Here is a 25,496-nt window from a genome sequence, read left to right as displayed (position 1 = left end):
GTAGATTCTTCGATGTCTTCGTAGAAGGAGTCACCATGAGTGTGGCCGACAATCTGACGGCTGTACGTACCCGCATTGACGACGCCTGCCGGGCCTGTGATCGCGACCCCGGCGAGGTATCCCTGCTGCCGGTGTCCAAGACCAAGCCTCCCAGCATGGTGGAAGAAGCCTACGAGGCGGGGTACCGACTCTTCGGGGAGAACAAGGTGCAGGACGCCCTGGCGAAGTCAGAACTCATGGACGCCGATCACCCCGGGCTGGAGTGGGCCGTCATCGGCGGTCTGCAGACCAACAAGGCAAAATATGTCGCCCGATTCGCCACCGAGTTCCAGGCCTTAGACTCCCTCAAGGTGGCTCGCGAACTCGACAAGAGGTTGCAGAAGGAAGGACGCCAGCTTCGGGTATTGGTGCAGGTGAATTCCTCGGTCGAGCCCCAGAAGTCCGGTATTGCCCCTGATGAGGCGGTGAACTTCGCCAAGGAATTGGCGGCTTTTGACTCCTTGGACGTGCGAGGCCTCATGACGGTGGCCCTCAACAGTTCCGAGCCGAAGGCGGTGGCTGATTGCTTCGACGTCGTGGTTGGGGTGCAGGAGAAGCTGCGCCAGGAGGTCAACGAGGTCTCCGACTGGTCAGAACTGTCCATGGGAATGTCAGGAGATCTGGAAATCGCGGTCGCCCACGGATCCACCCAGGTGCGTATCGGCACCGACATCTTCGGTGCCAGGACCGATCCCGCGGAGATCTGGCGTCCCTGAATCCGGTCGTCTATGGTTGAGGTGTCCGTCCGTACCGCTGCAGGGGAAGGCACGTGGTACCGGGAGGACGACCGTGGAAACAACACAGCTGGCCAGTGGAACCCTCTTCATCCACTCGGCACCGACAGCATTGCGCAGCCACATCGAATGGGCCGCCGATGCCGCTTTCGTCGTGCCCGCGCCGCTGCGCTGGACCAGCCAGCCGGTGGAACCCGGGACGTGGCGTACAGAGACGCCGTGGCGCGGGGACGTCGTCGATGCCGGCAAGTTCATCTCCACCCTGGCGGCATGGCAGCGGGTACGCGTCGAGATGACGGTGGAGACCGGTGCCGTTCCGCATCGTTGGAGCCTGACACCGAGCCTGGGTATTTTCTCCGCCCACACGGACGAGGCCGGTTCGGTTCTCGTCGACGAGATGAGGTTGCGAGCCGCCGTGACCGCGGCACGAAGGACAGGACTTCGTCTCGAGGACGAGATCTGTGACCTGCTTGGTGAACCGTGGGACGTCGAGCTGGAGGCATACCGGGCCTGTGACCCGTCCCTGGACGTCTCGTGGCTTGCTCGTGAGGTCGGCTGACTCCTGAGACATGACGAGGCCCCGGTCACGAACGGTGACCGGAGCCTGGTGCGATTGAATCAGCGGGTGGCGTTGGCGTTGGTGAACGCCAGGGTGACGTTGTGTCCGCCGAACCCGAAGGAGTTGTTGAGGGCGACGAGGTCTCCGACGGGCAGATCAGTCGTCCTGGTGACGATGTTGACCTTGAGCCCTTCCTCGAGCTGGTTGATGTTGATGGTGCCGGGAACCTTGTGGTCCAGCAGGGCCATTACCGAGGCGAAGGACTCCAGAGCGCCGGCTCCACCGAGCAGGTGCCCGGTCATCGACTTGGTACCCGTGACGAGCACCTGATCGGTGGCGTCTCCGAGCACCGAGGCGATGGAGTGAGCCTCAGCAGTGTCGCCGAGCGGGGTCGAGGTGGCGTGGGCGTTGACGTGGTTGACGTCAGAGGGGGAAAGCCCAGCCGAGTGGAGGGCCTTGCGCATCGCGGAGGCCTGACCTGAACCGGTCGGATCGGGCTGGACGATGTCGTGGGAGTCGGCGGAGATGCCCGATCCGGCCAGGGTGCCGTAGACCTTGGCACCGCGGGCCTTGGCGTGCTCCTCAGTCTCGATGACCATGATTGCGGCACCCTCACCAATGACGAATCCGTCACGGTCGACGTCCCAGGGACGGGATGCGTGCTCGGGGTCGTCATTGCGGGTCGACAGCGCCTTCATCTGGGCGAAGGCGGCCACCGGCAGCGGGTGGATGATGGCCTCGGCGCCACCGACGACGGCGATGTCGGCACGTCCCAGACGGATCTGGTCCAGACCGAGAGAGATGGCCTCCGATGAGGAGGCACAGGCCGACACCGGGGTGTGGACGCCTGCCTTGGCATGCACCAGCAGACCGATGTTGGCGGCCGGCGCGTTGGCCATGAGCATCGGGACGGTGAACGGACTGACCCGCTTGAACCCCTTGTCCTTCTGGATGTCCCACTGGCCGAGCAGCGAATGCAGGCCTCCGATACCGGTGGCGCAGCAGACCACCAGACGCTCGGGGTCGATGCCGTTGGAGTCACCGGTATCGTCGCCGGGCTCGGGAAGCTTCAGGTCGGCGTCGGCCCAGGCCTCCTTGGCTGCCACCAGGGCAAGCTGGCTGGAACGGTCCAGTCGGCGAGCCTGCGGGCGCGGGATGTGGTTCGTCGGCTCGTCCACCGCTGACGCGGCGAACTTGACCGGCACGTCGTCCATCCAGTCGAAGTCCAGGGTGTGCACCCCGTTTCGACCTTCCAGCAGCCCCTGCCATGTGGTGGGGGCATCGGGTCCCAACGGTGTGGTGGCCCCGAAACCAGTGATGACGACGTCGCTCATGAGTTCTCCAGTGTCGGTGATGGGTTGGTGCGGGCCGGTGTCCGGGACTCATCCGCCCCGGACACCCTGGAATCAGCCCTTGTGCTCGATGATGTAGTTGACAGCGTCGCCAACGGTCTTGATGTTCTTGGACTCCTCGTCGGGGATCTCGACGCCGAACTTCTCGTCGCAGGCGTAGATGATCTCGACCATGGAGAGGGAGTCGACGTCGAGGTCGTCGACGAAGGACTTCTCAAGGGTGACCTCGGACTGGTCGACACCGGTGATGTCGTTGACGATGTCAGCCATGTCGGCGAGGATCTGGTCTTTGTCGGCCATGATGATTGTTCCTTTTCTCGTGATTTCCCCGGGCCATCGACCCGAAGTGTGTGGGTGGTGTTCGTGTCATGAGTATGGGTCTCAGGGGAGCCGGATGACCTGACCGGCGTACACCAGTCCGGCTCCGAAACCGATGATGAGGGCGAGGTCGCCGCTGTGGGCCTCCCCACGCTGAAGCATACGGTCGATGGCGATCGGCACGGACGCGGCGGAGGTATTCCCCATGTCAGCGATGTCGTGGCAGATGGTCACCGACTCGGGCAGCTTGAGGTGACGGCAGATGACGTCGGTGATGCGATCATTGGCCTGGTGCGGGATGAAGACGTCGAGGGTTTCGGGGGTGATCCCGGCCGCGGCCACCGCTTCGGCGGAGCGCTTGGCGACGTCGGTCATGGCCCACTTGAAGACCGCGCGGCCCTCCATGTGGATGAGGGGGTGGACCTTCTTGGGATCGGCGCTGGCGCTTGCCCAGTCTTCGATCTCGATGGTCTTGAGCTGGTCAGAGCGCGATCCCCAGATGACCGGACCGATTCCCGGCTCGTCGCTCGCGCCGATGATTGCAGCCCCTGCGCCGTCGGAGAAGAGGAAGGCAGTGGAGCGATCATCGAGGTTGGTCATCTCGGAGAGCTTCTCGACGCCGACGACGAGCACGTTGTTCGACGATCCGGTGCGGATCATCGAGTCGGCCAGAGCGGTCGAGTAGCAGAATCCCGCGCAGGCGCCGTTGAGGTCGAAGGCTGCGGCGTTGCCCAGGCCGAGCTCGCGAGCGATGTAGGTCGCCAGGCTCGGGGAGGGACGATGATGCGATACGGTCGCGACGATGATGGCGTCGATCTGCGAGGTCTCGAGGCCGGAACGCTCAAGGGCGGTGCGAGCGGCCTCGGCGCCCATCGACAACACGGTCTCGGACTCGGTACCCCAACGACGCTCGGTGATACCGGTGCGTTGTTCGATCCACTCCGGGGTGGAGTCGATCATGGTGCACATTTCCTCGTTGGTGACGACCCGCGAACCGCGGACTGACCCGGTGGACAAGAACTTCGAGTACCTGTCCGCCGGGCGGGGCTTGATGGCTGTCATGCATTCTCCTTGCCAGCATGGGCCGCGATGAAATCGCGGGCAGCCGGAATCTGGTCTGGGGTGTTGAGGTTGAACAGCTCAACATTCCCGAGGTTGCGCTTGGCGATACCCGTCAGGGTGCCAGCCGGGGTGAGTTCAAGCAGACCGGTGATGCCGCGCTCGGCCATGGTGTCCATGCACAGGTCCCAACGCACCGGGTGGGCAACCTGGTTGACAAGACGATCAGCGAACTCGCGTCCGTCCGTGACGACGACACCGTCGCGGTTCGACAGCAGGGCAACCGACGGGGTGGTCGTCGGCATGGCCGCGGCGACCTCGCGCAGGTGGTCGACGGCAGGCTCCATGTGAACGGTGTGGAAGGCGCCGGCGACCGAGAGCGGGAAGAGTCGGGTACGAGCCGGCGGCTCAGCGGCGAAGGCCTCGAGCTGCTCGACGGTTCCGGCCGCGACGATCTGGCCCTTGCCATTGTGGTTGGCCGGGGTGAGGCCCGCAGCCTCGATGGCCGCCAGGACCTCGTCAGGTTTGCCACCGATGACGGCGGTCATCGAGGTCGCGGTGCGAGAAGCAGCCTCTGCCATGGCTCGGCCGCGCTCACGGACGAGAACCATCGCGGCTTCGGCCGAGAAAGCACCAGCGGCAGCGCCGGCAGCGATTTCGCCGACCGAGTGTCCGGCCAGTAGGTCCGCCTTGGAGAAGATCTCGGGATCGACCGACCAGGCGGTCGCCAGCGCGGCGGCGACGAGCAGCGGCTGGGCGACAGCGGTGTCCTTGATGGTCGCCTCGTCGGAGGTCGTGCCGTGGGTCACCAGATCGATGTCGGCCACCGCTGACAACCACGCGAGGTGGTCAGAGAAGGTGGGGTCGGACATCCAGTCCGACAGGAATCCTGGTTTCTGGGCTCCCTGGCCCGGAGCGACGATTGCAAGCACGTTCCCACTTTGCCCCCTGACAGGCCCTGAGGCGAGACATGGAACCGACGAAGTACCCACGGTTGCCTTTGTGGGGTTTTCACAAAGGGACAGGGGGGTTCCTCCAAAACCCGGTGTGTGTCTCGAATCAGGCCCGATTGGCGGCCTCCCGACGTCCCAGCACAGTGGCAATGACATCATTGACGGGGGTGTCGACGCCCACCTCGTCACCCAGTCCGGGAACGGCTCCGACCTGGGCGGCATACTCGCTGGGGCGACCGGCAAGGATGTCGCGTTGGAATGAGGTCGTCGAGGCAGGATCCTGTCCGGCGAGGAACCTGAGGTTCTTCTCGACGAAGTCGTCGGCGATCTTGGCCCCGTGCCCACGAGCGACATGCACCGTCTCGTCAATACACCGGGCGAAGGTGTCGCGATAGGTGCTGAGTAGATCGCCCAGAGCGACGTCGAGGACGGCTCCACAGGCTCCCTGGGGAACGACGGAACACATCTTGACCCACAGCGTGGTGGTGATGTCGTCGATGACGGGGGAGACGATGCTGGCCGTTTCGCAGGCAGCTCGCAACTCATCGATGATCGGATTGGGGGAGTCGTCCATCGTCGAGACCTCCAACATGCGAGGCCCGCCCAGATCCATGATGAGGCCTGGCTCGACGATCTTGACCCATTCCCTGCAGACACCGGGGGCCACGTGCTCGGCGCCGATGATCTCAGCCAGCACCCGAGGTGCAATGACGCCATTCTGGGTCGTGACGACGAGGGTGTCGGGTCCCATGAGAGCAGACAGGTGGGTACGAGCGGCATCGGCTACCTGGAAGGTCTTGGTACACATGAGCACGACATCGACCTGTCCGATCTCGGCAGAGTTGTCAGTGGCGGGAACATCGAGGGTCACCTCGGTGTTGCCGACGATGCGCAGTCCGTGCTCGCGAATGGCTTCCAAGGTCTTGCCACGGGCGACGAAGGAGACGTCGGCCCCGGCGTCGGCCAACACGCCACCGTAGAAAGCGCCGATGGCTCCAGCGCCGATCACAGCTGCTCTCATCACTCCGCCTCATCCTTGACGGCGGCGCAGGCGGCGACCATCGCGTGTTCGACTGATTCCCGGGCGTCGGGGAGGGTTGCTGGCAGCAGCGGAACCTTCATCGCTGCCAACGTGCGCTGCATCCCCATTCCGGCGTGAGTGGCCACGCATGCCACGACCTCGTGTTCGCGCAGGAAACGGACGATGCGAGCGTGATGACTGCCCTCGGTGCCCTCGTCGTGGAGGCGGTCCCATTCCACCTCGAAGGTCTGCCACTGCGTGACGTGACCGTTGTCGTCGACCTGTGCGACGGCCACCATGGGTGCCTTGCCGAATCGGGGCTCCACCGAGCCGTCCGGGCGAACTGGAATCATGACGTTCATAACGTGAGCCTAGCTTCCCGGACGGTAAGTGTGATGGCAAGAGAAACTCGATGCGCGGCGCGGGGAAGCGGGATGGCGACCGTTAACTGTAGTGTTAGGGGGCTGGCCGGGTCGGTTATTGCGTGCGTGAAGTTCAGTGCTCGGAGAAAGGGAATATATGGCGTCGAGTGATCCTGCGCAGGGGAATGTCAAGGCAGGAGGATACGAGACAGATGGTGCCGTGGACGGTAGCCAGATGCGTAGGGCTGTCTTCATGGCGGTGACAGCAGCAGCTCTGGGAATTACCTACGGTTATGATATTTCTAACACCGCTGCTGCGTTGCAGTTCGTGAAGCGGGACTTTGGTATCTATGGTGCCATCAACACGGCGTCGGTCGTGGGTCAAATAGCTGGCGCTATTCTCGGCGGCCCCATGGCTAATGCCATTGGACGCAAGAAATCGATGATCATTATTGCCGCTGGCTACACTGTTTTTGCTATTTTGACTGCCATCTCTCCGTCTGCCGGGTTGTTCCTCGCGATGCGGGTTCTCCTGGGAATAACTATTGGGCTTTCCATTACAGTCGTCCCGGTGTTTATTGCTGAATCCGCTCCGGCATCGCGGCGCGGCGGGTTGGCGACTGCGTATCAGGTGACGTGCGTTATCGGAATTATTTTGGGTTACCTTGTCGGGTACTTGTTGCTGCCCACGGACACATGGCGTTGGATTCTCGGTGTGGCAGCCATCCCGGCATTCATCGTCCTGTTGATGCTGTTTCGCACTGAAGAAACTCCGTCGTGGTACATGCTCAAGGGGCGAGAGGAGGAGGCTCGCCGTGCAATGGAGCGCATTGAAGTAGCAGAATTGGTTGAACCAAGTCTCAACGAGACCCGAAACTCGTTGTCGTCCCAACCCGCCGGATCTGTGTGGGGGCGATTGCGTGAGATGTTCCATGGCGGCATGGCCAGAACCACTATTTTTGCCATTGTACTAGGATTCTCAATTCAGATCACCGGGATCAATGCCACTATTTATTATGCGCCTGGCATCTATTCTCGAATGGGGTTCACGGATACCGCGACGACCTACCTTGTGCCGTCCCTGGTTCAGTTCCTGTCGTTGGTAAGTGTTGTCGTCTCTATGCTGGTTATCGACAAGGTGGGACGTCGTTTTGTACTCATTACGGGAATATCTACGATGATCGTTGCGACGATTATTCTCATCGTGACCTATCTGGTGAGCGGCTTCGAGGGCACCGCAGCCGGTGTTATGGGCCTCATCGGCATGTCCTTGTTTACGATGGGATTCACCTTCGGATTCGGTTCAATCGTATGGGTTTACGCAGGTGAGATCTTCCCGGCTCGTTACCGGTCACTCGGTGCGTCCTTGGTGCTCACCGCCGACTTGGTCGCCAATGCGATCACTGCTCAACTAGGAGCTGTGATGCTCGACGGCATCGGGCTTGCTGGAACCTTCGGCGTATATGGCGGACTCCTCGTCCTTGCGCTGCTATTCCTGCTGCGATACGCCCCGGAAACCTCTGGTCGTTCGCTTGAGGAAATCCAGGACTACTGGAACAACGGCGCGAGGTGGCCTGAGACTGAACCATCTTCGATGGCGTGAGCCCTGAGACCGGTTCGCATCAGTTCGTCAGCCGCCCCAGGGTGATCGCCAGTCGTAGCACATAAGCCTCTCGAGGGTCCGATGGGGAGTAGCCAGTGACGGCCTGGATCCTCTTGAGGCGGTAGCGCACCGTGTTCGGGTGGATGAACATGGCCCGACCGGTGCCTTCCACCGAGCAGCCATGATCGAGGAAGGAGACGGTGGTGTCCATGAGGTCCCCACTCGCGGCGGCCAACGGGGTGTAGACCTCATCGACGAGCCATGCAGTGGCCTCGGCGTCACCGGAGAGAACCTGCTCGGGCAGAAGGTCGATGGCAGCCATGACCCGCGGACCCTCCGGCCAGGCTCGCGCGGCTCGGGCTCCTGACAGTGCGGCGCGAGCGGAGGCCGGTGCCAGGGTGAGGTCAGCGACGACCGGTCCGACGACGATGGGCCCGGGTGCAAAATGCTCGGCCAAGGCTTCGGTGGCAGCCACCGCAGCCGGATCGTCGACGAGTTTCTGACTGGCGAGGATGACGACGAGGCGATCGGACTGCAGTGCGGCCAGCACGGTCATCTGCATCCGTTCCCCGTCGCGACGCAGCACGTGCAGTTCATGCTCAGTGGTCGGGGCACGACCCACGACGACACACAGATTGATACCGGGACGCCATCCGAGGGTGGACGCGCGGGAGATGAGTTGCTCGTCGGCGTCGGCGCGAACCACGGCATCGACGACGAGGGATTCCAGTCGCTCGTCCCAGGTGCCGCGGCGCTCGGCGGCCCGGGCGTACACCTCGGCAGCGGCGAAAGCGACCTCTCGGGAGTAGTGGACGATGGCAGTACGCAGGACCTGGCGATCCCCGCGTGGCATCTCGGTCTCGATTTGAGCCTCGACGACGTCGATCGTGGTGCGGACCAGCTCGACGGTCTGGTGCAGCGAGATCTTGCGAGTCATGGATCGCGGTGCCACGTCGAAGACGTCGGTCGGGGAGTAGGGCTCGGCGTCGTCGTCAGCAAACCACTGCACGAAGCCATCGATGCCGGACCGGGCCACGATCGAAATCCACGACCTCTCCTCGGCAGAGAGGTCGCGGAACCAGGAATGACGACGGCCCATCTCCTCGAGGGTGGCGGTTGTCATGGCGGAGGTGCGAGCAGTCAAGCGCTTCGCGATGGCTCGGCGGGTGCGGTCAGAGGAGACGACGGTGCGACCGGTACTCGACGTTCGGCGCGCGGACGTCGGCGTGATGTCATTCCTGGCCACCTGAGCCTCCCCCCGGCGAAACGTCGGACAGTCTAATGGGGATGTGGTTGGGCCGCGATGTCCTTCCTCGCGTCTGCCTCAAGGCAGGAATTTCGCGCTGAGTCGATTTACGACATCTGTAAGTGACTTTTCTTTCATAACACGACACAATAGGTTGGCGGCGGGCCCTCGGGCTGCCACCTCGAACCGTCACCGGTGACGACGCCGGTAGCGCGTCAACGTCGATGAGAAAGGACCCAGCGTGATCCCACGCGAAGAACGTGGACCAGTCCTCAACGGACTACCGACAACATTGCCTGACATCGATCCCGAGGAGACCCAGGAGTGGATCGAATCCCTCGACAAGATGGTCGAGGCTGACGGTCCCAACCGTGCCCGGATCGTGTTGCTGAAGATGCTGGAGCGGGCTCGTAGCCACGGTCATCTCGATCTGTCGGCTCTCACCTCCACCGATTACATCAACACCATCGCTGCCGAGGACGAGGAGGAGTACCCCGGCGACGCCGAGATCGAGCGGAACATCCGTCGTCTGCTGCGGTGGAACTCCGCCATCACGGTGCATCGCGCTCAGCGTCCCGGCATCGGCGTCGGTGGCCACATTTCCACCTATGCCTCCGCAGTCACCCTCTACGAGGTCGGCCAGAACCACTTCTGGCGTGGACAGGACGCTCCCGGTGGTGGCGACCAAGTCTTCTTCCAGGGTCATGCAGCTCCGGGTATGTACGCCCGCGCCTTCCTGGAGGGACGCCTCAGTGAGGAGGATCTTGACGGGTTCCGTCAGGAGAAGTCGAAGACTGGTCACGGCCTGCCCTCCTACCCCCACCCGCGCATGCTTCCCGACTTCTGGCAGTTCCCGACGGTGTCTATGGGGCTGGGACCGATGGACTCCATCTACCAGGCGTCCATGAACAAGTACCTCACCAACCGTGGTGTCAAGGACTGCTCCGACCAGCACGTCTGGGCCTTCCTCGGCGACGGCGAGATGGACGAGCCGGAGTCGCGTGGCTTCCTGCAGGTTGCCGCCAATGAGGAACTCGACAACCTTACCTTCGTCATCAACTGCAATCTTCAGCGTCTGGACGGCCCGGTGCGTGGCAACGGCAAGATCGTCCAGGAGTTGGAAGCCGTTTTCCGTGGTGCCGGCTGGAACGTCATCAAGGTCATCTGGGGATCGGGCTGGGATCCGCTGCTGCAGGCTGACCGCGACGGCGCTCTCGTCGACATCATGAACAACACTCGTGACGGCGACTACCAGACCTTCAAGGCCAACGACGGTGCCTATGTCCGTGAGCACTTCTTCGGTCGTGATCCGCGCACCGCCAAGATGGTCGAGAACTGGACCGACGAACAGATTTGGGCGCTGCGTCGCGGCGGCCACGACTATCGCAAGATCTACAACGCCTACAAGGCCGCCACCGAGTTCAGGGGAGCTCCGACCGTGGTGCTCGCCTGCACCATCAAGGGCTACGACCTCGGAACCCACTTCGCGGGCCGCAACGCGACCCACCAGATGAAGAAGCTGGCCCTCGACGACCTCAAGCAGTTCCGTGACCGTCTCGAGATCCCGATCTCCGACAAGGTCCTGGAGGCCGACCCGTACCGCGCCCCGTACTTCCACCCGGGCACCGACGATGAGCGCATCCAGTACCTCATGGAGCGTCGTCGTGCTCTGGGCGGTTTCGTGCCGGAGCGTCGCGTGAAGTTCACCTCTCTGCCAATCCCGGAGCAGAAGGCCTTCGACGGTGTCAAGCGTGGATCGGGCAAGCAGGAAGTCGCCACCACCATGGCTTTCGTGCGTTTGCTCAAGGACCTCATGCGCGACAAGAACTTCGCCCCGCACGTCGTCCCGATCATCCCTGACGAGGCCCGTACCTTCGGCATGGACTCGTTCTTCCCGACGATCAAGATCTACAACCCGCACGGCCAGAACTACACCCCGGTGGACCACGAGCTCATGCTCAGCTACCGCGAGGCCAAGAACGGCCAGATCTTGCACACCGGCATCAACGAGGCAGGCTCGACGGCTGCCTTCATCGCTGCCGGTTCGGCCTACTCCACCCAGGGCGTGCCGATGGTGCCGATCTACCTGTTCTACTCGATGTTCGGATTCCAGCGCACCGGTGACTCCTTCTGGGCCGCCGGCGACCAGATGTGCAAGGGATTCATCATCGGCGCAACCGCCGGGCGCACCACCCTGACAGGTGAGGGCACCCAGCACATGGACGGCCATTCGCCGATCCTGGCTGCCACCAACCCGGCGGTCGTCTCCTACGACCCGGCCTACTCCTACGAGATCTCCCACATCGTCCAGGCCGGTCTGGAACAGATGTACGGTGAGAACCCCGAGAACGTCATGTACTACCTGACGGTCTACAACGAGCCGATCGTCCAGCCGGCCGAGCCTGAAGGAGTCGACGCCGAGGGCATCGTCAAGGGCATGTACCTGCTGTCGAAGGGTTCCTTCGAGGGGGTTGGTGAGGACGCCCGTCGCGTCCAGCTGTTGGCCTCCGGCGTCGCGGTGCCGTGGGCCCTTGAGGCTCAGAAGCTCCTCAAGGACGACTTCGGTGTCGTTGCCGACGTCTGGTCGGTCACCTCGTGGAACAAGCTGCGTCGTGACGCCATGGATGCCGAGGAACAGGCCTTCCTGCATCCTGAGCAGGGCAAGCGCACTCCGTACATCGTGCAGCGCCTGGCCGATGCCCCTGGCCCGGTCGTCGCGGCCACCGACTACATGCGTCAGGTCCCCGACCAGATCGCTCAGTGGGTGTCGGGAGACTACGCGTCCCTGGGTGCCGATGGGTTCGGGTTCTCCGACACCCGCGCCGCTGCCCGTCGCTTCTTCCACATCGATGGACCGTCCATGGCCGTCCGAGCCCTGCAGATGCTCGCCGAGCGGGGTGAGATTCCGCAGGATTGGCCGGCCAAGGCGGCTGAGAAGTACGACCTTCTCAACGTCAACGCTGGGTCGTCCGGCAATGCCGGCGGCGACGCCTGATCGAATCTGACGACGCGGAGGTCACCCCTGAGGTGGCCTCCGCGTCTCGCATCTGGCACGCTTGTTCCAAGGCGTCTTTCGCGCCAGACGCACATACGTGAGGAAGCTGAGGATTCGTGGGAAGCGGCACCGATTTGGACAAGATCGGTCTCGAGGCCGGGCAGGTGGTTCAGGAGCTCGGTTGGGACGATGACGTTGACGAGGATCTCCGCCAGGAGGTCATGGACATCATCGACGGCGACATGATCGAGGATTCGATCGATGCCGTCGACATCGTCTGGTTGTGGTTGCGTGCCGAAGACGGGGATGTGGCCGATGGACTGGTGGACGCCATGCGCGACCTCTCCGACGGTGGTTTCATCGTGCTCGTCACCCCAAAGGTGGGACGTCCTGGCACCATCGATCCGGCAGATCTTTCCGACGGTGTCGACACCGCTGGCATGGTGCTGACGACCAGTTATGACGCCGGCGAGGACTGGCAGGCCCACAAGGTCTTGCGTCCCCGTGGTGGACGTCGTTGACCTGGTCCACTTTCTGACTCGGTCTGATCTCATCCGGGCGTGCGGCGGCACGCTTCCCCTGACATGCATCGGTGACCCGTCTGGGCCACCGACTCGCGTCTCAGTCGCCGAGCATCTTGTCGAGTTCCTCCGGCGTCATGATTGGCGCCATCTGGAGCATCTTGTAGGCCGGCATGGCAAGGATGAAGGCAGCCGTTGTCGGGTCGCTGTCAAGGTTGATGCCGGTCTGCTCGGTGGCCCGCCGGACCTTGGCGGCGAACTCCTCATCCGCGTCCATCCACTCAGCCACGGTGGAATCGCGACGCAGCGGGTGGCGGACTGTCGGGGCGTCGAGGATGACCTCTCCGGTCAGTGGAAGGTCACGACTGGAGATACCCACCTCAACCCTGACGGTACCTGGTTCGACGGTCCATGAGTGCAGCAGAATGTCCCAGTAGGACAGGTCTCGACGGGTGAGGTCAATGGTGATCGATCGGCTCTCGCCAGGGTCCAGCTCCACGCGGAGGAAGGCCTTGAGCTCGCGTACGCAACGGTCGACGGTAGCGTCGGGAAATCCCAGGTACACCTGTGGGACGGTGGCACCAGCGCGGTCGCCGGTATTGGAGACGGTGAAGCTGACGGTGAGCACCGTCTCGTCCTGAGCAGTTTCGTCGGAGACCGGCCGGACGAGTAGATCGAGGTCGCAGTAGGCAAAGGTCGTGTAACTTAGCCCGTGGCCGAAAGGATAGGCGACCTCGCGTTCGGTGGCATCGAGGCCGCGATAACCGATGTACCTGCCCTCGCCGTAGGTGACGTGCTGAAACTCTCCGGGGAAGTTGAGCTGGGCAGGGATGTCAGACAGCTTTCTCGTAATGGTCTCGGCGAGGTGTCCGGATGGATTGACCTTACCTGTCAGGACATCGATGACGCCGGATCCGCTGGCCTGTCCACCCAGCCAGCACTCGACGATGGCGTCGGCCTGGTCATCCCACTCGGCAGTGCCCACCGATGAGCCATTGGAAAGGACGACGATCGTATGGGAAGCGACCTTCCTCACCCGGGCCAGAAGGTCGATCTGGTCGGTCGGTAGATCGGTGTTCGTGCGGTCATATCCCTCGGACTCGGCTACGGCCGGAAGCCCGAGGAAGAGAACAGCTGTCTTGCCCCGGGACAGAGATACGGCCTCGTCAGCCAGTTGCGGATCGGGGTGGTCGGTGAGGTCGGTGAGAGTGAATCCGGGAGCGAAGGGGACGTCGTCCCAGGTCTGGCGCAGACTGTCCAGAGCGGTGTCAACACGAGTCGGATTGACCTTGGATGACCCCGCTCCCTGATAACGCGGGGTGCGTGCGAACTCTCCGATGACGACGACGTCGTCAGGGTCGATCAGTGGTAGGACGTCCCCGTCATTCTTGAGCAGCACCACCGAGGCAGCAGCCGCCCGACGAGCAAGCTGGTGGTGGGCCTCGATGTCGTAACTGCCGGGATCGGCCATGGCAGCCGACGCCCGCGCAATGAGGGAGAGAATCCGTGCCACAGCGGTGTCGAGGATCTCTTCGTCAAGATCGCCACTACGCACAGCCTCGACGATCCGGGCGTCGTTGCGCGGAGCGTCACCGGGCATCTCGAGATCGAGCCCGGCGCGTAGCCCCTCGACCCGATTGACGACGGCACCCCAGTCGGAGATGACGAGTCCCTTGTAACCCCATTCCTCGTGCAGCAGCTCCGTGAGTAGCCAACGATTCTGGCTGGAGTAGACCCCGTTGATGGCGTTGTAGGAGCACATCACCGTCCAGGGGTCGGCCTGCTTCACGACCATCTCGAAGGCCGGAAGATAAATCTCGCGCAGAGTGCGCTCGTCAATCTCAGCGTTGACTCTCAGCCGGTCGGTCTCCTGATTGTTCGCGGCGAAATGCTTGAGGGAGGTGCCGACTCCCTGGGACTGGATGCCGCGCACCAACTCGGTGGCCAAGGTCCCGGCGAGAACCGGGTCCTCGGAGAAGTACTCGAAGTTGCGTCCGCACAGCGGGGAGCGTTTCATATTGATGCCAGGGCCAAGGAGGACTGACACAGATTCGGCCCGTGTCTCCTCACCCAGAGCCACGCCGATGTCATGGACGAGCTCTGGATCCCACGTCGATGCCAACCCAGCAGCGGTGGGGAAACAGGTCGCGGGGACGGAGTCATAAATCCCTGCCATGGATCCGTCGGCAACCTTGCGCAGGCCGTGTGGACCATCCGTCACCATCGGTCCGGGAATCCCCAGCCTTTCGACGGTCTGGAGGTGCCAGGAATCACCTCCTGAGCACAAGGAGGCCTTCTCCTCGAGGGTGAGCTGGGAGATGAGGTCGGTGATCTCAGCTGGGGTCATGTTGGCTCCTTCGTCAACGTCGAGACCATTATCGTCCTGGCCTGCGACAGATTAGGGGAGAGGATGTTCTGGCTTGTCATGGCGGAATCATGAGTCAGCATCGCAAGATCGAACTGGACCAGTAGGTTTGGCGCCTTCAGCAACAGGAGGTGCGGCCTCCCCGGCAGTGACGGAATGACGGAGTCGGCTATCAGATCTATCCATGTGGCTACGCCGACGCCAATGGCGAAGGAACTAGTGACCTGGCCGGGACTCGCTCCCACCTTGGCCATCTCGTCGAGCTCGGGATCGATGTGCGAGGTCATTGACGCGTCCTCCCACCACGGCTGATTTTCGGTACGCTGAGGCCATGGCAGTGAGCACTTATGGGGCAGCCCAAGATCGCTACGACACCATGGAGTACCGACGTTGCGGGACCAGCGGATTGTTGCTGCCTGCCATCTCCCTGGGCCTGTGGCACAACTTCGGAGACCTTCACCCAGGGTCCACCCAGCGTGCCGTGCTGCGTCGTGCCTTCGACCGTGGCATCACCCACTTCGACCTCGCCAACAACTACGGTCCGCCCTATGGTCAGGCGGAGATCAACTTCGGCCGCATCTTGGCCACCGACTTCAAGCCCTACCGTGACGAGCTCATCATCAGTTCCAAGGCGGGCTACGACATGTGGCCTGGCCCCTACGGACAGGGAGGCGGCTCCCGCAAGTACCTCATCGCCTCCTGCGACCAGTCCCTCAAGCGCTTGGGCCTGGACTACGTCGACATCTTCTATTCCCACCGCTTTGACCCGGACACCCCGCTCGAGGAGACCATGAGATCCCTCGACCGCATCGTCCGCTCCGGACGCGCCCTCTACGTCGGCATCTCCTCCTACGATCCGGAGCAGACCGAGAAGGCAGCCGCCATCGCCCGCGACCTCGGCACCCCGCTTCTCATCCACCAGCCGCGCTACAACATGTTTGACCGCTGGATCGAGGATGGCCTGGTCGACACCTGTGAGCAGGAGGGGATGGGCATCATCTGCTTTTCCCCGTTGGCACAGGGAATCCTCACCGACAAGTATCTCAAGGGCATTCCGGCCCAGTCCCGGGCTGGCATGGGTGCGGTTTCCCTGCGTCCCGAGCAGATCGATGACGCCACCCGCGCCGCCGTCTCAGCCCTCAATGAGATCGCCAAGGACCGCGACCAGACCCTCGCCCAGATGGCTCTGTCGTGGATCCTGCGGGATTCCCGCATCACCAGCGTCATCGTCGGTGCCTCCTCGGTGCCGCAGCTGGACTCCGACCTTGACGCGTTGGGAGCGACACCGTTCACCGACGACGAGAGGGTGAACATCGAGTCGGTGCTCGCTGATCACGCCTGCTGAGATAACTTCAGTCCGGGTCGTGCTACGCTCTTGGCGACGCCCTTTAACGGCGATCCCGTGAGGTCGCGAAGGTCGTGCCAACAGGCGGCTGCGCATGTGCGCGTCGCCCGGTGTGCTCCACCCTCGCACCCGCGGTGTCCAGCGGTAGGAGCCTGTTATGCAACTCACCCAGTCATCCGGCCAAGTCACCGTCCTCGACTCCAAGGCTTTGGAGCGGGCGCTGACGAGAATCTGTTACGAAATCGTCGAGCGCAATGAGGGGCTCGACCAGTTGGTCATCGTCGGTATTCGCACCCGCGGCGCATACCTGGCACAGCGTATGGCCGCCAAGCTGTCCTCCCTGAGCGATGTGGATGTTCCCATCAGTGAGCTGGACATCACCTTGTACCGGGACGACCTCGATCCCAATGAGCACCGCGAGCGCCCGCAGAACCCGGTGCTCTCCGGCAACAACGTCCCGAGGGACCTGGCCGGCAAGACGGTCGTCCTCGTCGACGACGTCCTCTTCACCGGTCGCACCGTGCGGGCTGCCCTTGACGCCCTGCTCGACACTGGCCGGCCCGACCGCATCCTGCTGGCTGTCATGGTCGATCGCGGTCACCGCGAGCTACCGGTCCGTGCCGATTTCGTCGGGAAGAACATCCCCACCTCTCTGGGTGAGGCTGTTGACGTCCGCGTCACCGAAGTCGATGGCGAGGACGCCGTCACCATTCGAAAGGTGGCATCCCGATGAGTGCTGAGGTCGTTGAGGAGTTCGACGTCGACTACTCCGGACGCCACTTCCTGTCCGTGGAGGACATGTCCAATGACGATGTCATGAAGATCATCGATCGCGGACGTCAGTTCAAGGCCGGCGAGGCCCCGCACGTCGAGCCTGGGCACGTCGCCATCAACATGTTCTTCGAGAACTCCACCCGAACCATGACGAGCTTCCAGATGGCCGAGCACCGCCTGGGCATGAAGGTCCTCGACTTCGATCCGGGACACTCCAGCGTCACCAAGGGGGAGAGTCTCTACGACTCGGTGCGCACGGTCGACGCCATCGGTGCCGAGGTGGCCGTCATCCGCCACTCCACCAACCATTACTACGACTACCTGTTGTCGACCGGGATGCTCGGTCTGTCGGTCGTCAATGGCGGCGACGGTTCCGGTCAGCACCCCAGCCAGTGCATGCTCGACCTCATGACCATCGCCGAGGAGTTCGGTCACGTCGATGGCCTGACGGTCGCCATCAGTGGCGACATCGCCCACTCGCGAGTGGCTCGTTCCGATGCCCAGATCCTTGCCCGTCTTGGTGCCAATGTCGTCTTCACCGGCCCGCGCGAGTGGATGGACCACGACGTCACCAGGCTCGGCACGATGGCCACCCTCGACGAGACCATCTCCGACGTAGACGTCGCCATGATGCTGCGGGTCCAGCATGAGAGGTTCGATGCCGGCCCAGACTTCTCCGCCACCGACTATCTGCAGGCCTTCGGACTCACCGACGAACGGGCGAAGCGGATGAAGCCGAACGCGATCATCATGCACCCGGCCCCGGTGAACCGCGGATGTGAGATCTCCGGTCACCTCGTGGAGGCCCCCTCATCTCGTATCTTTGAGCAGATGGGGAACGGAGTCATGGTGCGAATGGCCATTCTGGAACAGGTGCTGCAGGCCAGGGAGACGAAGTGAGCCGAAAGGTCCTCCTCACCGGGTTGACCATGCTGGAGGGAGCCACCCCGGTTCCCTCCCAGCTCCTCGTTCGCGATGACCGAATTGAGGCCATTTCACGAGGTCGTCGCAATGCCCTCGACGGAGCCGACGCCGAGATCATCGACCTGGGCGGGGCTCTCGTGACTCCCGGCATGGTGGACCTGCACGTCCATCTGCGCGAGCCGGGACAGGAGCACAAGGAGACCATTGCCTCGGGCACTGCCGCCGCAGCCCGCGGCGGGTGGACGACGATCTGCGCGATGCCGAACACCGTGCCCGACCCGCACACCACTGAGCTCATGGCCGACCTCAAGCGCAGGATCAAGGAGTTAGCGATGGTGCGAGTGCGGCCCATCGCTCCCATCACCGTCGGGCTGACGAGTACCGATCTGGTCGACGTCGATGCCCTGACCCAGGCCGGGGCCATAGCCTTCTCCAATGATGGCAAGGGCGTCCAGCTGGCCGCAACGATGTACGACGCCATGCGCGCTGCCGCCGCGGCGGACCGTCCCATCGCTGCCCATGCCGAGGACGAGTCCCTGGTGCGTGGCGGGGTCATCAATGACGGACGCCGGGCCCGCGAACTCGACCTGCCGCCCATGACTCGTCTCACCGAGACGGTCCAGGTGGCCCGAGACGTCATGATCGCAGAGGCCACCGGGGCCCGCTACCACCTGTGCCACGCCTCGACCAGGCAGTCGATTCGCACCCTGCGTCGTGGTCGGGAGGACGGTGCACGGGTCACCGGCGAGGCGGCACCACATCACCTGCTGCTGGCCGACGAGGACATCCCTGGCGACGATGGGTTCTACAAGATGAATCCCCCGCTGCGCACTCGGGATGACGTCGACGCCATGGTCGAGGGGCTGTGTGACGGCACCTTGACCTGCATCGCCACGGACAATGCCCCGCACGCCGGTGCTGAGAAGGACTGTTCCTTCCGCAATGCCGCCTTCGGGGTCATCACGAATGAGCACACCTTCGCCCTGCTGTACACGAACTTCGTGCTGAACCGTCGATTCCGCCTGGATCAGCTGGTCGACTGGCTCACCGTCGGGCCTGCGGACACGTTCGGGCTGGCCGATGCCGGACGACTGCGAGCGGGCGGACCGGCCGACCTGGCCGCCTTCGACCTGCAAACCCAGACGACGATCATCCCCGAGGAGGGTGCCGGCATGGGACGCAACACCCCATTTGCCGGTCGCCCCGTCCTCGGTGACTGCGTGCTGACGATGGTCGGTGGCCGGACGGTGCACCGTCGAGGACAGCAGATCGGCAAGACTGATGACCACGAGATGGGAGACCCGCGATGAGCAGACGCACCCTGTTGTTGGCCGATGGGACGAGCTACCAGGGGGAGGCCTTCGGGGCTGACCTTCAGGTGAGTGCCGAGGTCGTCTTCACCACCGGGATGACCGGATACCAGGAGACCCTCACCGACCAGTCCTACAACGGACAGATCGTCACCTTCACCTACCCCCTCATCGGAAACTGCGGCATCAACCGCGACGACATGGAGTCCCTCTTCCCGACGACTGCCGGGGTCATCTGCCGAGAGGTGCCGCGACTGGCCAGCAACTGGCGCAACCGTCGCAGCCTCGACGAGTTCCTCACCACCCATGGCATTCCAGGCCTGGCTGGCATCGACACTCGTGCCCTGGTGCGACGACTGCGTAACGAGGGGGTCATGAAGGGGGTTCTGCTGGGCCCGGGCGCCGATCTCGACGCCGAGCTGGAGAAGCTGCGCGACACCCAGCTTCCCACCGACCAGATCGCCCAGGTTTCCACCCGCACCGCCTATCCGTCGCCCCTGGGCGGACGCAGCGTGGTGCTCCTCGACTTCGGCCTCAAGCACTCCATCCTGCGCGAGCTCGGCAAGCGGGGATGCGCCGTCACCGTGGTGCCCTGGAACATCTCGGCCGACCGGGTGCGTGCCCTGGCCCCGGACGGCATCATGCTGTCTAACGGCCCCGGCGATCCGAAGTCGATCCCGCAGGTCCAGGATGTGGTGCGTGAGCTCCAGGAGGACTATCCGGTCTTCGGCATCTGCATGGGTCACCAGATCTTCGCCCTGGCCAACGGAGCCGACACCTACAAGTTGCCCTTCGGACACCGTGGTTTCAACCACCCGGTGCGCGAACTGTCCACCGGACGGATCGATTTCACCAGCCAGAACCACGGATACGCCGTCGATCCCGACTCAGTGGCCGGGACGGAGTTGGAGATCACCCACATCGAGATCAATGACGAGACGGTCATGGGTGTGCGTCACACCCGTCTCGGGTCCTTCTCGGTGCAGTACCACCCCGACGCGGCCGCCGGGCCGCACGACGCAGCCCACGTCTTCGACGACTTCGTGGCGCTCATGGACGCCAATCACTCTGGAGGCCAGAACTGATGCCCCGCCGCACCGACCTGCATCGCATCCTCGTCATCGGATCCGGTCCGATCATCATCGGTCAGGCCGCCGAGTTCGACTACGCCGGCACTCAGGCCTGTCTGGCCCTCAAGGAGGAGGGGTACGAGGTCATCCTCGTCAACTCCAACCCAGCCACGATCATGACCGACCGCGACATCGCCGACAAGGTCTACATCGAACCGATCACCCTGGAATTCGTCTCCTCGATCCTGCGCCGGGAACGTCCCGACGCCATCGTCCCCACCCTGGGCGGTCAGACCGGCCTCAACATGGCCACCGAACTGGCCAAGTCCGGGATCCTCGACGAGTTGGGCATCGAACTGCTGGGCACCAAGCTCTCCGCCATTGAGAAGGCGGAGGACCGTGACCTGTTCAAGCAGCTCATGGACGAGCTGGGCCAGCCGGTGCCGGCTTCCGAGATCGTCCACACCGTCGACGAGGCGGTTGAGGTGGGTAACACCATCGGTTACCCGCTCATCGTCCGTCCCGCCTACACTCTCGGCGGTACCGGCGGCGGTATCTGCCATGACGAGGCCGAACTGGTTCGCATCGTCGGGAAGGGTCTGGAACTCTCCCCGGTCACGGAGTGCTTGGTCGAGCAGTCGATCGCCGGGTACAAGGAGATCGAGTACGAGATGATGCGCGACGGCGCCGACAACACCATGGTCGTCTGCACCATGGAGAATTTCGACCCGGTCGGTGTCCACACCGGAGACTCCATCGTCTTCGCCCCCACCCAGACCCTCACCGACGTCGAGCACGAGATGTTGCGCGACGCGTCGATCGAGATAGTCCGGGCGCTGGGCATCGAGGGAGGCTGCAACGTCCAGCTCGCCCTGGACCCGGAGTCCTTCCAGTACTACGTCATCGAGGTCAACCCGCGAGTCTCGAGGTCCTCGGCCCTGGCCTCCAAGGCCACCGGCTACCCGATCGCCAAGATCGCCGCGAAGATCGCCGTCGGTATGACCCTCGACGAGATCCGCAATCCCGTGACCGGGACGACCTGGTCGATGTTCGAGCCCATGCTCGACTACGTCGTTGCCAAGATTCCGCGCTGGCCCTTCGACAAGTTCGCCCGGGCCGATCGCCGCCTCGGCACTCAGATGAAGGCCACCGGCGAGGTCATGGCCCTGGGGCGCACCATCGAGGAATCCCTGCTCAAGGCAGTGCGCTCCCTGGAGATCGGCGTCGACCACATCGCTCTGCGTGATGTCGCGGACCTACCTGACGACATCCTCGAGGAACGCCTGCTGCACGCCCGAGACGACCGTCTCTTCTGCTTGGCCGAGGCGATTCGCCGCGGTCGCACTGTGCACGAACTCCACGAGCAGACCAAGATCGACGTCTTCTTCCTCGACAAGATCGCCCACATCCTCGAGATCGAGGAGAGGCTGCGGGCCTGCCCCGATGATCCGGAAACTCTCTGGATCGCCAAGCGCAACGGCTTCTCCGATCCGGCCATTGCCCACTTCTGGGGCAGGACCGCCGATGAGGTACGCAACCGTCGAGTCGAGACCGGTATCAAGCCGGTCTACAAGATGGTCGACACCTGCGCCGGCGAGTTCGACTCCTCGACCCCGTACTTCTACTCGACCTACGAGATGGAGAACGAGTCGGTGAAGTCGAATCGCCCCAGCATCCTGGTGCTGGGCTCCGGGCCGATCCGCATCGGTCAGGGCATCGAGTTCGACTACGCCACCGTGCACTCGGTCAAGGCCATCCAGGCCGCCGGGTATGAGGCGATCATCATGAACTCCAACCCGGAGACGGTGTCCACCGACTTCTCCATCTCCGACAAGCTGTACTTCGAACCGCTCACCATCGAGGACGTCATGAACGTCATCGACCTCGAGCAGCCGGAGGGGGTCATCGTCCAGTTCGGTGGCCAGACGGCCATCAACCTTGCGGGCCAGCTGGAGGCTGCCGGGGTGCCGATCCTGGGCACCCAGCTTGCCGACCTCGACCGCGCCGAGGACCGTGAGGGATTCGAGTCCCTGCTTGCGGAGCTGGGGATCCCACAGGCTCCTGGTGGTACCGCCCGGTCCACCGAGGAGGCTCTGGTGGTCGCCGAGGAGCTCGGGTACCCGGTGCTGGTACGTCCTTCCTACGTCATTGGTGGTCGTGCCATGGCCATCGTGACGAGCGCCGAGGAGCTCAGGCGGTACATGCGCGACGCCGTCCACGCCAGCCCCGACAAGCCGGTGCTGGTGGACCGTTACCTCAATGGTCTTGAGTGCGAGGTCGATGCCATCTGTGACGGCACCGACGTCCTCATCCCCGGCATCATGGAGCACATCGAGCGTGCGGGAGTACACTCCGGAGACTCGATGGCCGTCTACCCGCCGCAGCGGATGGGCCAGAAGGTCACAGATCGCATCGTCGAGGTGACGACGGAGCTGGCCCTGGGGCTGAACACCAAGGGCATCCTCAACATCCAGTTCGTCATCGCCAGGGATCCCTCAAGCGGTGAGGACACGGTCTACGTCATCGAGGCCAACCCTCGTGCTTCGCGCACCGTTCCCTTCCTGTCTAAGGTCACCGGGGTGTCGATGGCCGAGGTGGCCACCCGGATCATCCTCGGGGAGAAGCTCTCGGACCTCGATCTGCAACCTGGACTGCTGCCGGTCTCCACGCGCATCCACGTCAAGTCTCCGGTGTTCAGCTTCTCCAAGCTCGACCTGGTCGACTCGCACCTGGGACCGGAGATGAAGTCGACCGGTGAGGTCATGGGTTCTGACGACACCGTCGAGAAGGCGTTGTACAAGGTCTTCGAGGCCGCAAGTCTGCACGTCCCCGAATATGGCAAGATCCTCATCACGGTGGCCGACGACGCCAAACCCGAGGCCCTCACCCTGGCCCGTCGCTTCGACCGGATCGGATTCCAGCTCGTCGGCACCAAGGGTACCGCGCGGTTCTTCGACGAGGGTGGCCTGAGGATCGACGTGGCCGAGAAGATCGGGTCGGGGGAGGCTGGTTCCACCGAGTCCGTCCTCGACCTCATCAGTCGCAACGGGTGTGACGCCGTCATCAACGTCATGGGCAACGGCCAGGGCACCATCATCGACGGAAAGCAGATCCGTCGTGAGGCCATCGCCCGGGGCATCCCGCTGTTCACCTCCCTCGACACCGCCGCGGCGATCTGCCGGGTGATGGAGTCGCGAGTCTTCTCGACGGAGTCGATCTGATGAGCGGGGCCACGGGGCAGCGTCCGGCCCCTCAGATGATGGAACTGACGGATCGTCAGGAGATTGCCCGCGGGGTGTACTCGGTGCGGCTCATCCCTGACGGGCCGATGCCGAGGGCCGTCCCGGGAACCTTCCTCGACCTGCTGCCCGGTGGGTTGCACGTGCTGCGTCGGCCACTGTCCATAGCTGACGCGGACGAGGAGGGATACACCCTCATCTTCAGGGTGGTCGGACGAGGAACTGACGAGCTGTCGCGGGCGCCTCTCGGGGCAAGGATGGACGTCCTCGGCCCGCTGGGACACGGATTTACCCTCGACTCCGTGCAGTCTGGACAACGGGCCCTGCTCGTTGGTGGAGGCGTGGGCATCCCGCCGCTGTACCTGCTCGGTCGTCGCCTCGTGGAGCGTGGCATCCAGGTGCAGTTCCGACTGGGATTCCGGGGCCGCAACGACATCTTCTGGGCTGATGAATTCTCCCAGCTGGGCGAGGTGCTCATCTCCACCGACGACGGATCGGTGGGGACGAGGGGGACCGTCGCCCAGATCACCGAGACCGACGCAGCGCGACGGTTCGTCCCTGACATCGTGCAGGCCTGTGGGCCCATCCCGATGCTGAAGTGGGTGAAGTCGGCCCTGGCACCGACGGTGCGCACTCAGCTCTCCCTGGAGGAGAGGATGGCCTGCGCGGTGGGTGCCTGCTACGCCTGTGTCATCCGGGACGCGGGGGACCCCGATCATCAGTTCCGGGTGTGTTACGACGGCCCGGTGTTCGAGGCCGAGGAGGTCGTGCTGTGAACAGGTTGGCCGTCTCGCTGCCGGGCTTGGAGCTCAAGAATCCGATCATGCCCGCCAGTGGGTGTTTTGGCTTCGGTTCCGAGTATGCCCAGTACTACGACCTGTCAGTGCTGGGATCGATCATGATCAAGGCGACCACCGTTGAGCCGCGTCCCGGCAATCCGGTCCCTCGGGTCGCCGAGACCCCCGGCGGGATGCTCAATGCCATCGGTCTGCAGAATCCCGGTCTCGACGTCGTCATGGCCGAGAAGCTGCCGTGGTTGGCCGAGCGCTTCCCGGACCTGCCGATCATTGCCAATGTCGCCGGGTACACCACCGAGGACTACGTCACGGTTTCCGAGGTCATCTCGACCGCTCCGAACGTGGCAGCCCTGGAGATCAACATCTCCTGCCCCAACGTCAAGCGCGGAGGAATCACCTTCGGCACCAATGCGACCGCCGCCCACGACCTGACGAAAGCCGTCGTCGCGACCGCCAACGTGCCGGTTTACGTCAAACTGTCTCCCAACGTCACCGACATCACCGAGATCGCCAGAGCGGTCGCTGACGCCGGGGCCGACGGCCTGACCCTCATCAACACCCTCACCGGGATGAGGATCAACCTGGGATGGCGAAAACCCGTCATCGCCAACGGCACGGGCGGGCTCTCCGGGCCAGCCGTCCTTCCCATCGCAGTGCGCATGATCGACGTCGTCACCCGGGTCGTTGACATCCCCGTCATCGGGATGGGTGGGGTGACGACCAGCGCCGATGTCCTGGAACTCATGATGGCTGGGGCCTCGGCGGTCGCCGTCGGTACCGCCAACTTCACCGATCCGTTGGCCTGCCCCAAGATCATCGACGGCCTTGAGCCGCTCATGGACGACCTGCACATCCCCAGTCTCGAGGGCCTCCGCACCGAGGTCCGCCGGTCTCGCTGATCATCGACCAC

At 63.6% G+C, this 25,496-nt stretch carries 22 protein-coding genes; 13 read left to right on the top strand and 9 right to left on the bottom strand.

Features of this window, described 5'->3' with window-relative positions:
• Nucleotides 1–35 precede the first annotated feature (35 nt).
• The gene (locus PALO_RS06185; protein WP_004811616.1) at nt 36–755 is read left to right on the top strand and encodes a YggS family pyridoxal phosphate-dependent enzyme; all 720 of its coding nucleotides are present in this window, start codon (nt 36–38) and stop codon (nt 753–755) included.
• A 73-nt stretch (nt 756–828) separates the two neighbouring features.
• Nucleotides 829–1,332 carry a DUF3145 family protein gene (locus PALO_RS06180; protein ID WP_015582847.1) on the top strand — a complete coding sequence of 168 codons (504 nt, stop codon included), beginning with the start codon at nt 829–831 and terminating at the stop codon, nt 1,330–1,332.
• A gap of 59 nt (nt 1,333–1,391) precedes the next feature.
• Here the strand turns inward: PALO_RS06180 and PALO_RS06175 are convergent, their stop codons facing one another.
• The 6 genes from PALO_RS06175 to PALO_RS06150 all read right to left on the bottom strand — a co-directional run bounded on the left by PALO_RS06175 (nt 1,392) and on the right by PALO_RS06150 (nt 6,397).
• Entirely contained in the window at nt 1,392–2,666 is a 1,275-nt protein-coding gene (locus PALO_RS06175) for a beta-ketoacyl-[acyl-carrier-protein] synthase family protein (RefSeq protein ID WP_004811614.1), read from the bottom strand.
• A 72-nt stretch (nt 2,667–2,738) separates the two neighbouring features.
• Entirely contained in the window at nt 2,739–2,984 is a 246-nt protein-coding gene (locus PALO_RS06170; RefSeq protein WP_004811613.1) for an acyl carrier protein, read from the bottom strand.
• Nucleotides 2,985–3,065: 81 nt separating this feature from the next.
• Nucleotides 3,066–4,064 (bottom strand): beta-ketoacyl-ACP synthase III, encoded by a 999-nt coding sequence (locus PALO_RS06165; protein WP_004811612.1) that lies wholly within the window; start codon nt 4,062–4,064, stop codon nt 3,066–3,068.
• Nucleotides 4,061–4,933, bottom strand: a complete 873-nt coding sequence (locus PALO_RS06160; RefSeq protein ID WP_036980153.1) for an ACP S-malonyltransferase — start codon at nt 4,931–4,933, stop codon at nt 4,061–4,063. The genes PALO_RS06165 and PALO_RS06160 overlap by 4 nt, the downstream gene beginning before the upstream one ends.
• Nucleotides 4,934–5,120: 187 nt before the next feature.
• Nucleotides 5,121–6,035, bottom strand: a complete 915-nt coding sequence (locus tag PALO_RS06155; protein ID WP_015582846.1) for a 2-dehydropantoate 2-reductase — start codon at nt 6,033–6,035, stop codon at nt 5,121–5,123.
• Nucleotides 6,035–6,397 (bottom strand): NifB/NifX family molybdenum-iron cluster-binding protein, encoded by a 363-nt coding sequence (locus PALO_RS06150; RefSeq protein ID WP_015582845.1) that lies wholly within the window; start codon nt 6,395–6,397, stop codon nt 6,035–6,037. Before PALO_RS06150 ends, PALO_RS06155 begins: the two co-directional genes overlap by 1 nt.
• Before the next feature lie 157 nt (nt 6,398–6,554).
• Between PALO_RS06150 and PALO_RS06145 the strand changes: the two genes are divergently transcribed.
• The gene (locus tag PALO_RS06145; RefSeq protein ID WP_041710051.1) at nt 6,555–8,000 is read left to right on the top strand and encodes a sugar porter family MFS transporter; all 1,446 of its coding nucleotides are present in this window, start codon (nt 6,555–6,557) and stop codon (nt 7,998–8,000) included.
• Between the two features lie 19 nt (nt 8,001–8,019).
• Here the strand turns inward: PALO_RS06145 and PALO_RS06140 are convergent, their stop codons facing one another.
• Nucleotides 8,020–9,123, bottom strand: a complete 1,104-nt coding sequence (locus tag PALO_RS06140; RefSeq protein WP_071349083.1) for a PucR family transcriptional regulator — start codon at nt 9,121–9,123, stop codon at nt 8,020–8,022.
• A 364-nt stretch (nt 9,124–9,487) separates the two neighbouring features.
• Between PALO_RS06140 and aceE the strand changes: the two genes are divergently transcribed.
• Together aceE and PALO_RS06130 are read left to right on the top strand one after the other, a co-directional pair.
• A complete protein-coding gene (gene aceE, locus PALO_RS06135; protein WP_015582842.1) occupies nt 9,488–12,241 on the top strand; it encodes a pyruvate dehydrogenase (acetyl-transferring), homodimeric type in 2,754 nt (917 codons plus the stop codon).
• Between the two features lie 116 nt (nt 12,242–12,357).
• The gene (locus PALO_RS06130; RefSeq protein WP_015582841.1) at nt 12,358–12,762 is read left to right on the top strand and encodes a DUF3052 domain-containing protein; all 405 of its coding nucleotides are present in this window, start codon (nt 12,358–12,360) and stop codon (nt 12,760–12,762) included.
• A 100-nt stretch (nt 12,763–12,862) separates the two neighbouring features.
• Here the strand turns inward: PALO_RS06130 and PALO_RS06125 are convergent, their stop codons facing one another.
• Complete coding sequence (locus PALO_RS06125; protein ID WP_015582840.1) at nt 12,863–15,109, bottom strand: glycoside hydrolase family 3 C-terminal domain-containing protein; 2,247 nt, start codon at nt 15,107–15,109, stop codon at nt 12,863–12,865.
• Nucleotides 15,106–15,414 (bottom strand): hypothetical protein, encoded by a 309-nt coding sequence (locus tag PALO_RS06120; RefSeq protein WP_004811603.1) that lies wholly within the window; start codon nt 15,412–15,414, stop codon nt 15,106–15,108. The genes PALO_RS06125 and PALO_RS06120 overlap by 4 nt, the downstream gene beginning before the upstream one ends.
• A gap of 44 nt (nt 15,415–15,458) precedes the next feature.
• Here PALO_RS06120 and mgrA point away from each other — a divergent pair, with 44 nt between their 5' ends.
• From mgrA to PALO_RS06080, 8 genes are all read left to right on the top strand, one after another.
• A complete protein-coding gene (gene mgrA / locus PALO_RS06115; protein ID WP_004811602.1) occupies nt 15,459–16,472 on the top strand; it encodes an L-glyceraldehyde 3-phosphate reductase in 1,014 nt (337 codons plus the stop codon).
• Between the two features lie 157 nt (nt 16,473–16,629).
• Nucleotides 16,630–17,205, top strand: a complete 576-nt coding sequence (gene pyrR, locus PALO_RS06110; protein ID WP_004811601.1) for a bifunctional pyr operon transcriptional regulator/uracil phosphoribosyltransferase PyrR — start codon at nt 16,630–16,632, stop codon at nt 17,203–17,205.
• A complete protein-coding gene (locus tag PALO_RS06105; protein ID WP_004811600.1) occupies nt 17,202–18,146 on the top strand; it encodes an aspartate carbamoyltransferase catalytic subunit in 945 nt (314 codons plus the stop codon). Before pyrR ends, PALO_RS06105 begins: the two co-directional genes overlap by 4 nt.
• Complete coding sequence (locus PALO_RS06100) at nt 18,143–19,480, top strand: dihydroorotase (RefSeq protein ID WP_015582838.1); 1,338 nt, start codon at nt 18,143–18,145, stop codon at nt 19,478–19,480. Before PALO_RS06105 ends, PALO_RS06100 begins: the two co-directional genes overlap by 4 nt.
• Complete coding sequence (locus tag PALO_RS06095) at nt 19,477–20,565, top strand: carbamoyl phosphate synthase small subunit (RefSeq protein ID WP_015582837.1); 1,089 nt, start codon at nt 19,477–19,479, stop codon at nt 20,563–20,565. Before PALO_RS06100 ends, PALO_RS06095 begins: the two co-directional genes overlap by 4 nt.
• Nucleotides 20,565–23,771 (top strand): carbamoyl-phosphate synthase large subunit, encoded by a 3,207-nt coding sequence (gene carB / locus PALO_RS06090; protein ID WP_015582836.1) that lies wholly within the window; start codon nt 20,565–20,567, stop codon nt 23,769–23,771. Before PALO_RS06095 ends, carB begins: the two co-directional genes overlap by 1 nt.
• On the top strand, nt 23,771–24,565 hold the full coding sequence (locus tag PALO_RS06085; RefSeq protein WP_015582835.1) for a dihydroorotate dehydrogenase electron transfer subunit: 795 nt from the start codon (nt 23,771–23,773) through the stop codon (nt 24,563–24,565). The genes carB and PALO_RS06085 overlap by 1 nt, the downstream gene beginning before the upstream one ends.
• On the top strand, nt 24,562–25,485 hold the full coding sequence (locus tag PALO_RS06080; protein WP_015582834.1) for a dihydroorotate dehydrogenase: 924 nt from the start codon (nt 24,562–24,564) through the stop codon (nt 25,483–25,485). Before PALO_RS06085 ends, PALO_RS06080 begins: the two co-directional genes overlap by 4 nt.
• The last annotated feature ends 11 nt before the right edge of the window (nt 25,486–25,496 follow it).

Origin of the sequence: Cutibacterium avidum 44067, from assembly GCF_000367205.1 — a bacterium.
Classification (GTDB): domain Bacteria; phylum Actinomycetota; class Actinomycetes; order Propionibacteriales; family Propionibacteriaceae; genus Cutibacterium; species Cutibacterium avidum.
This window is presented reverse-complemented; position numbering and strand designations above follow the sequence as displayed.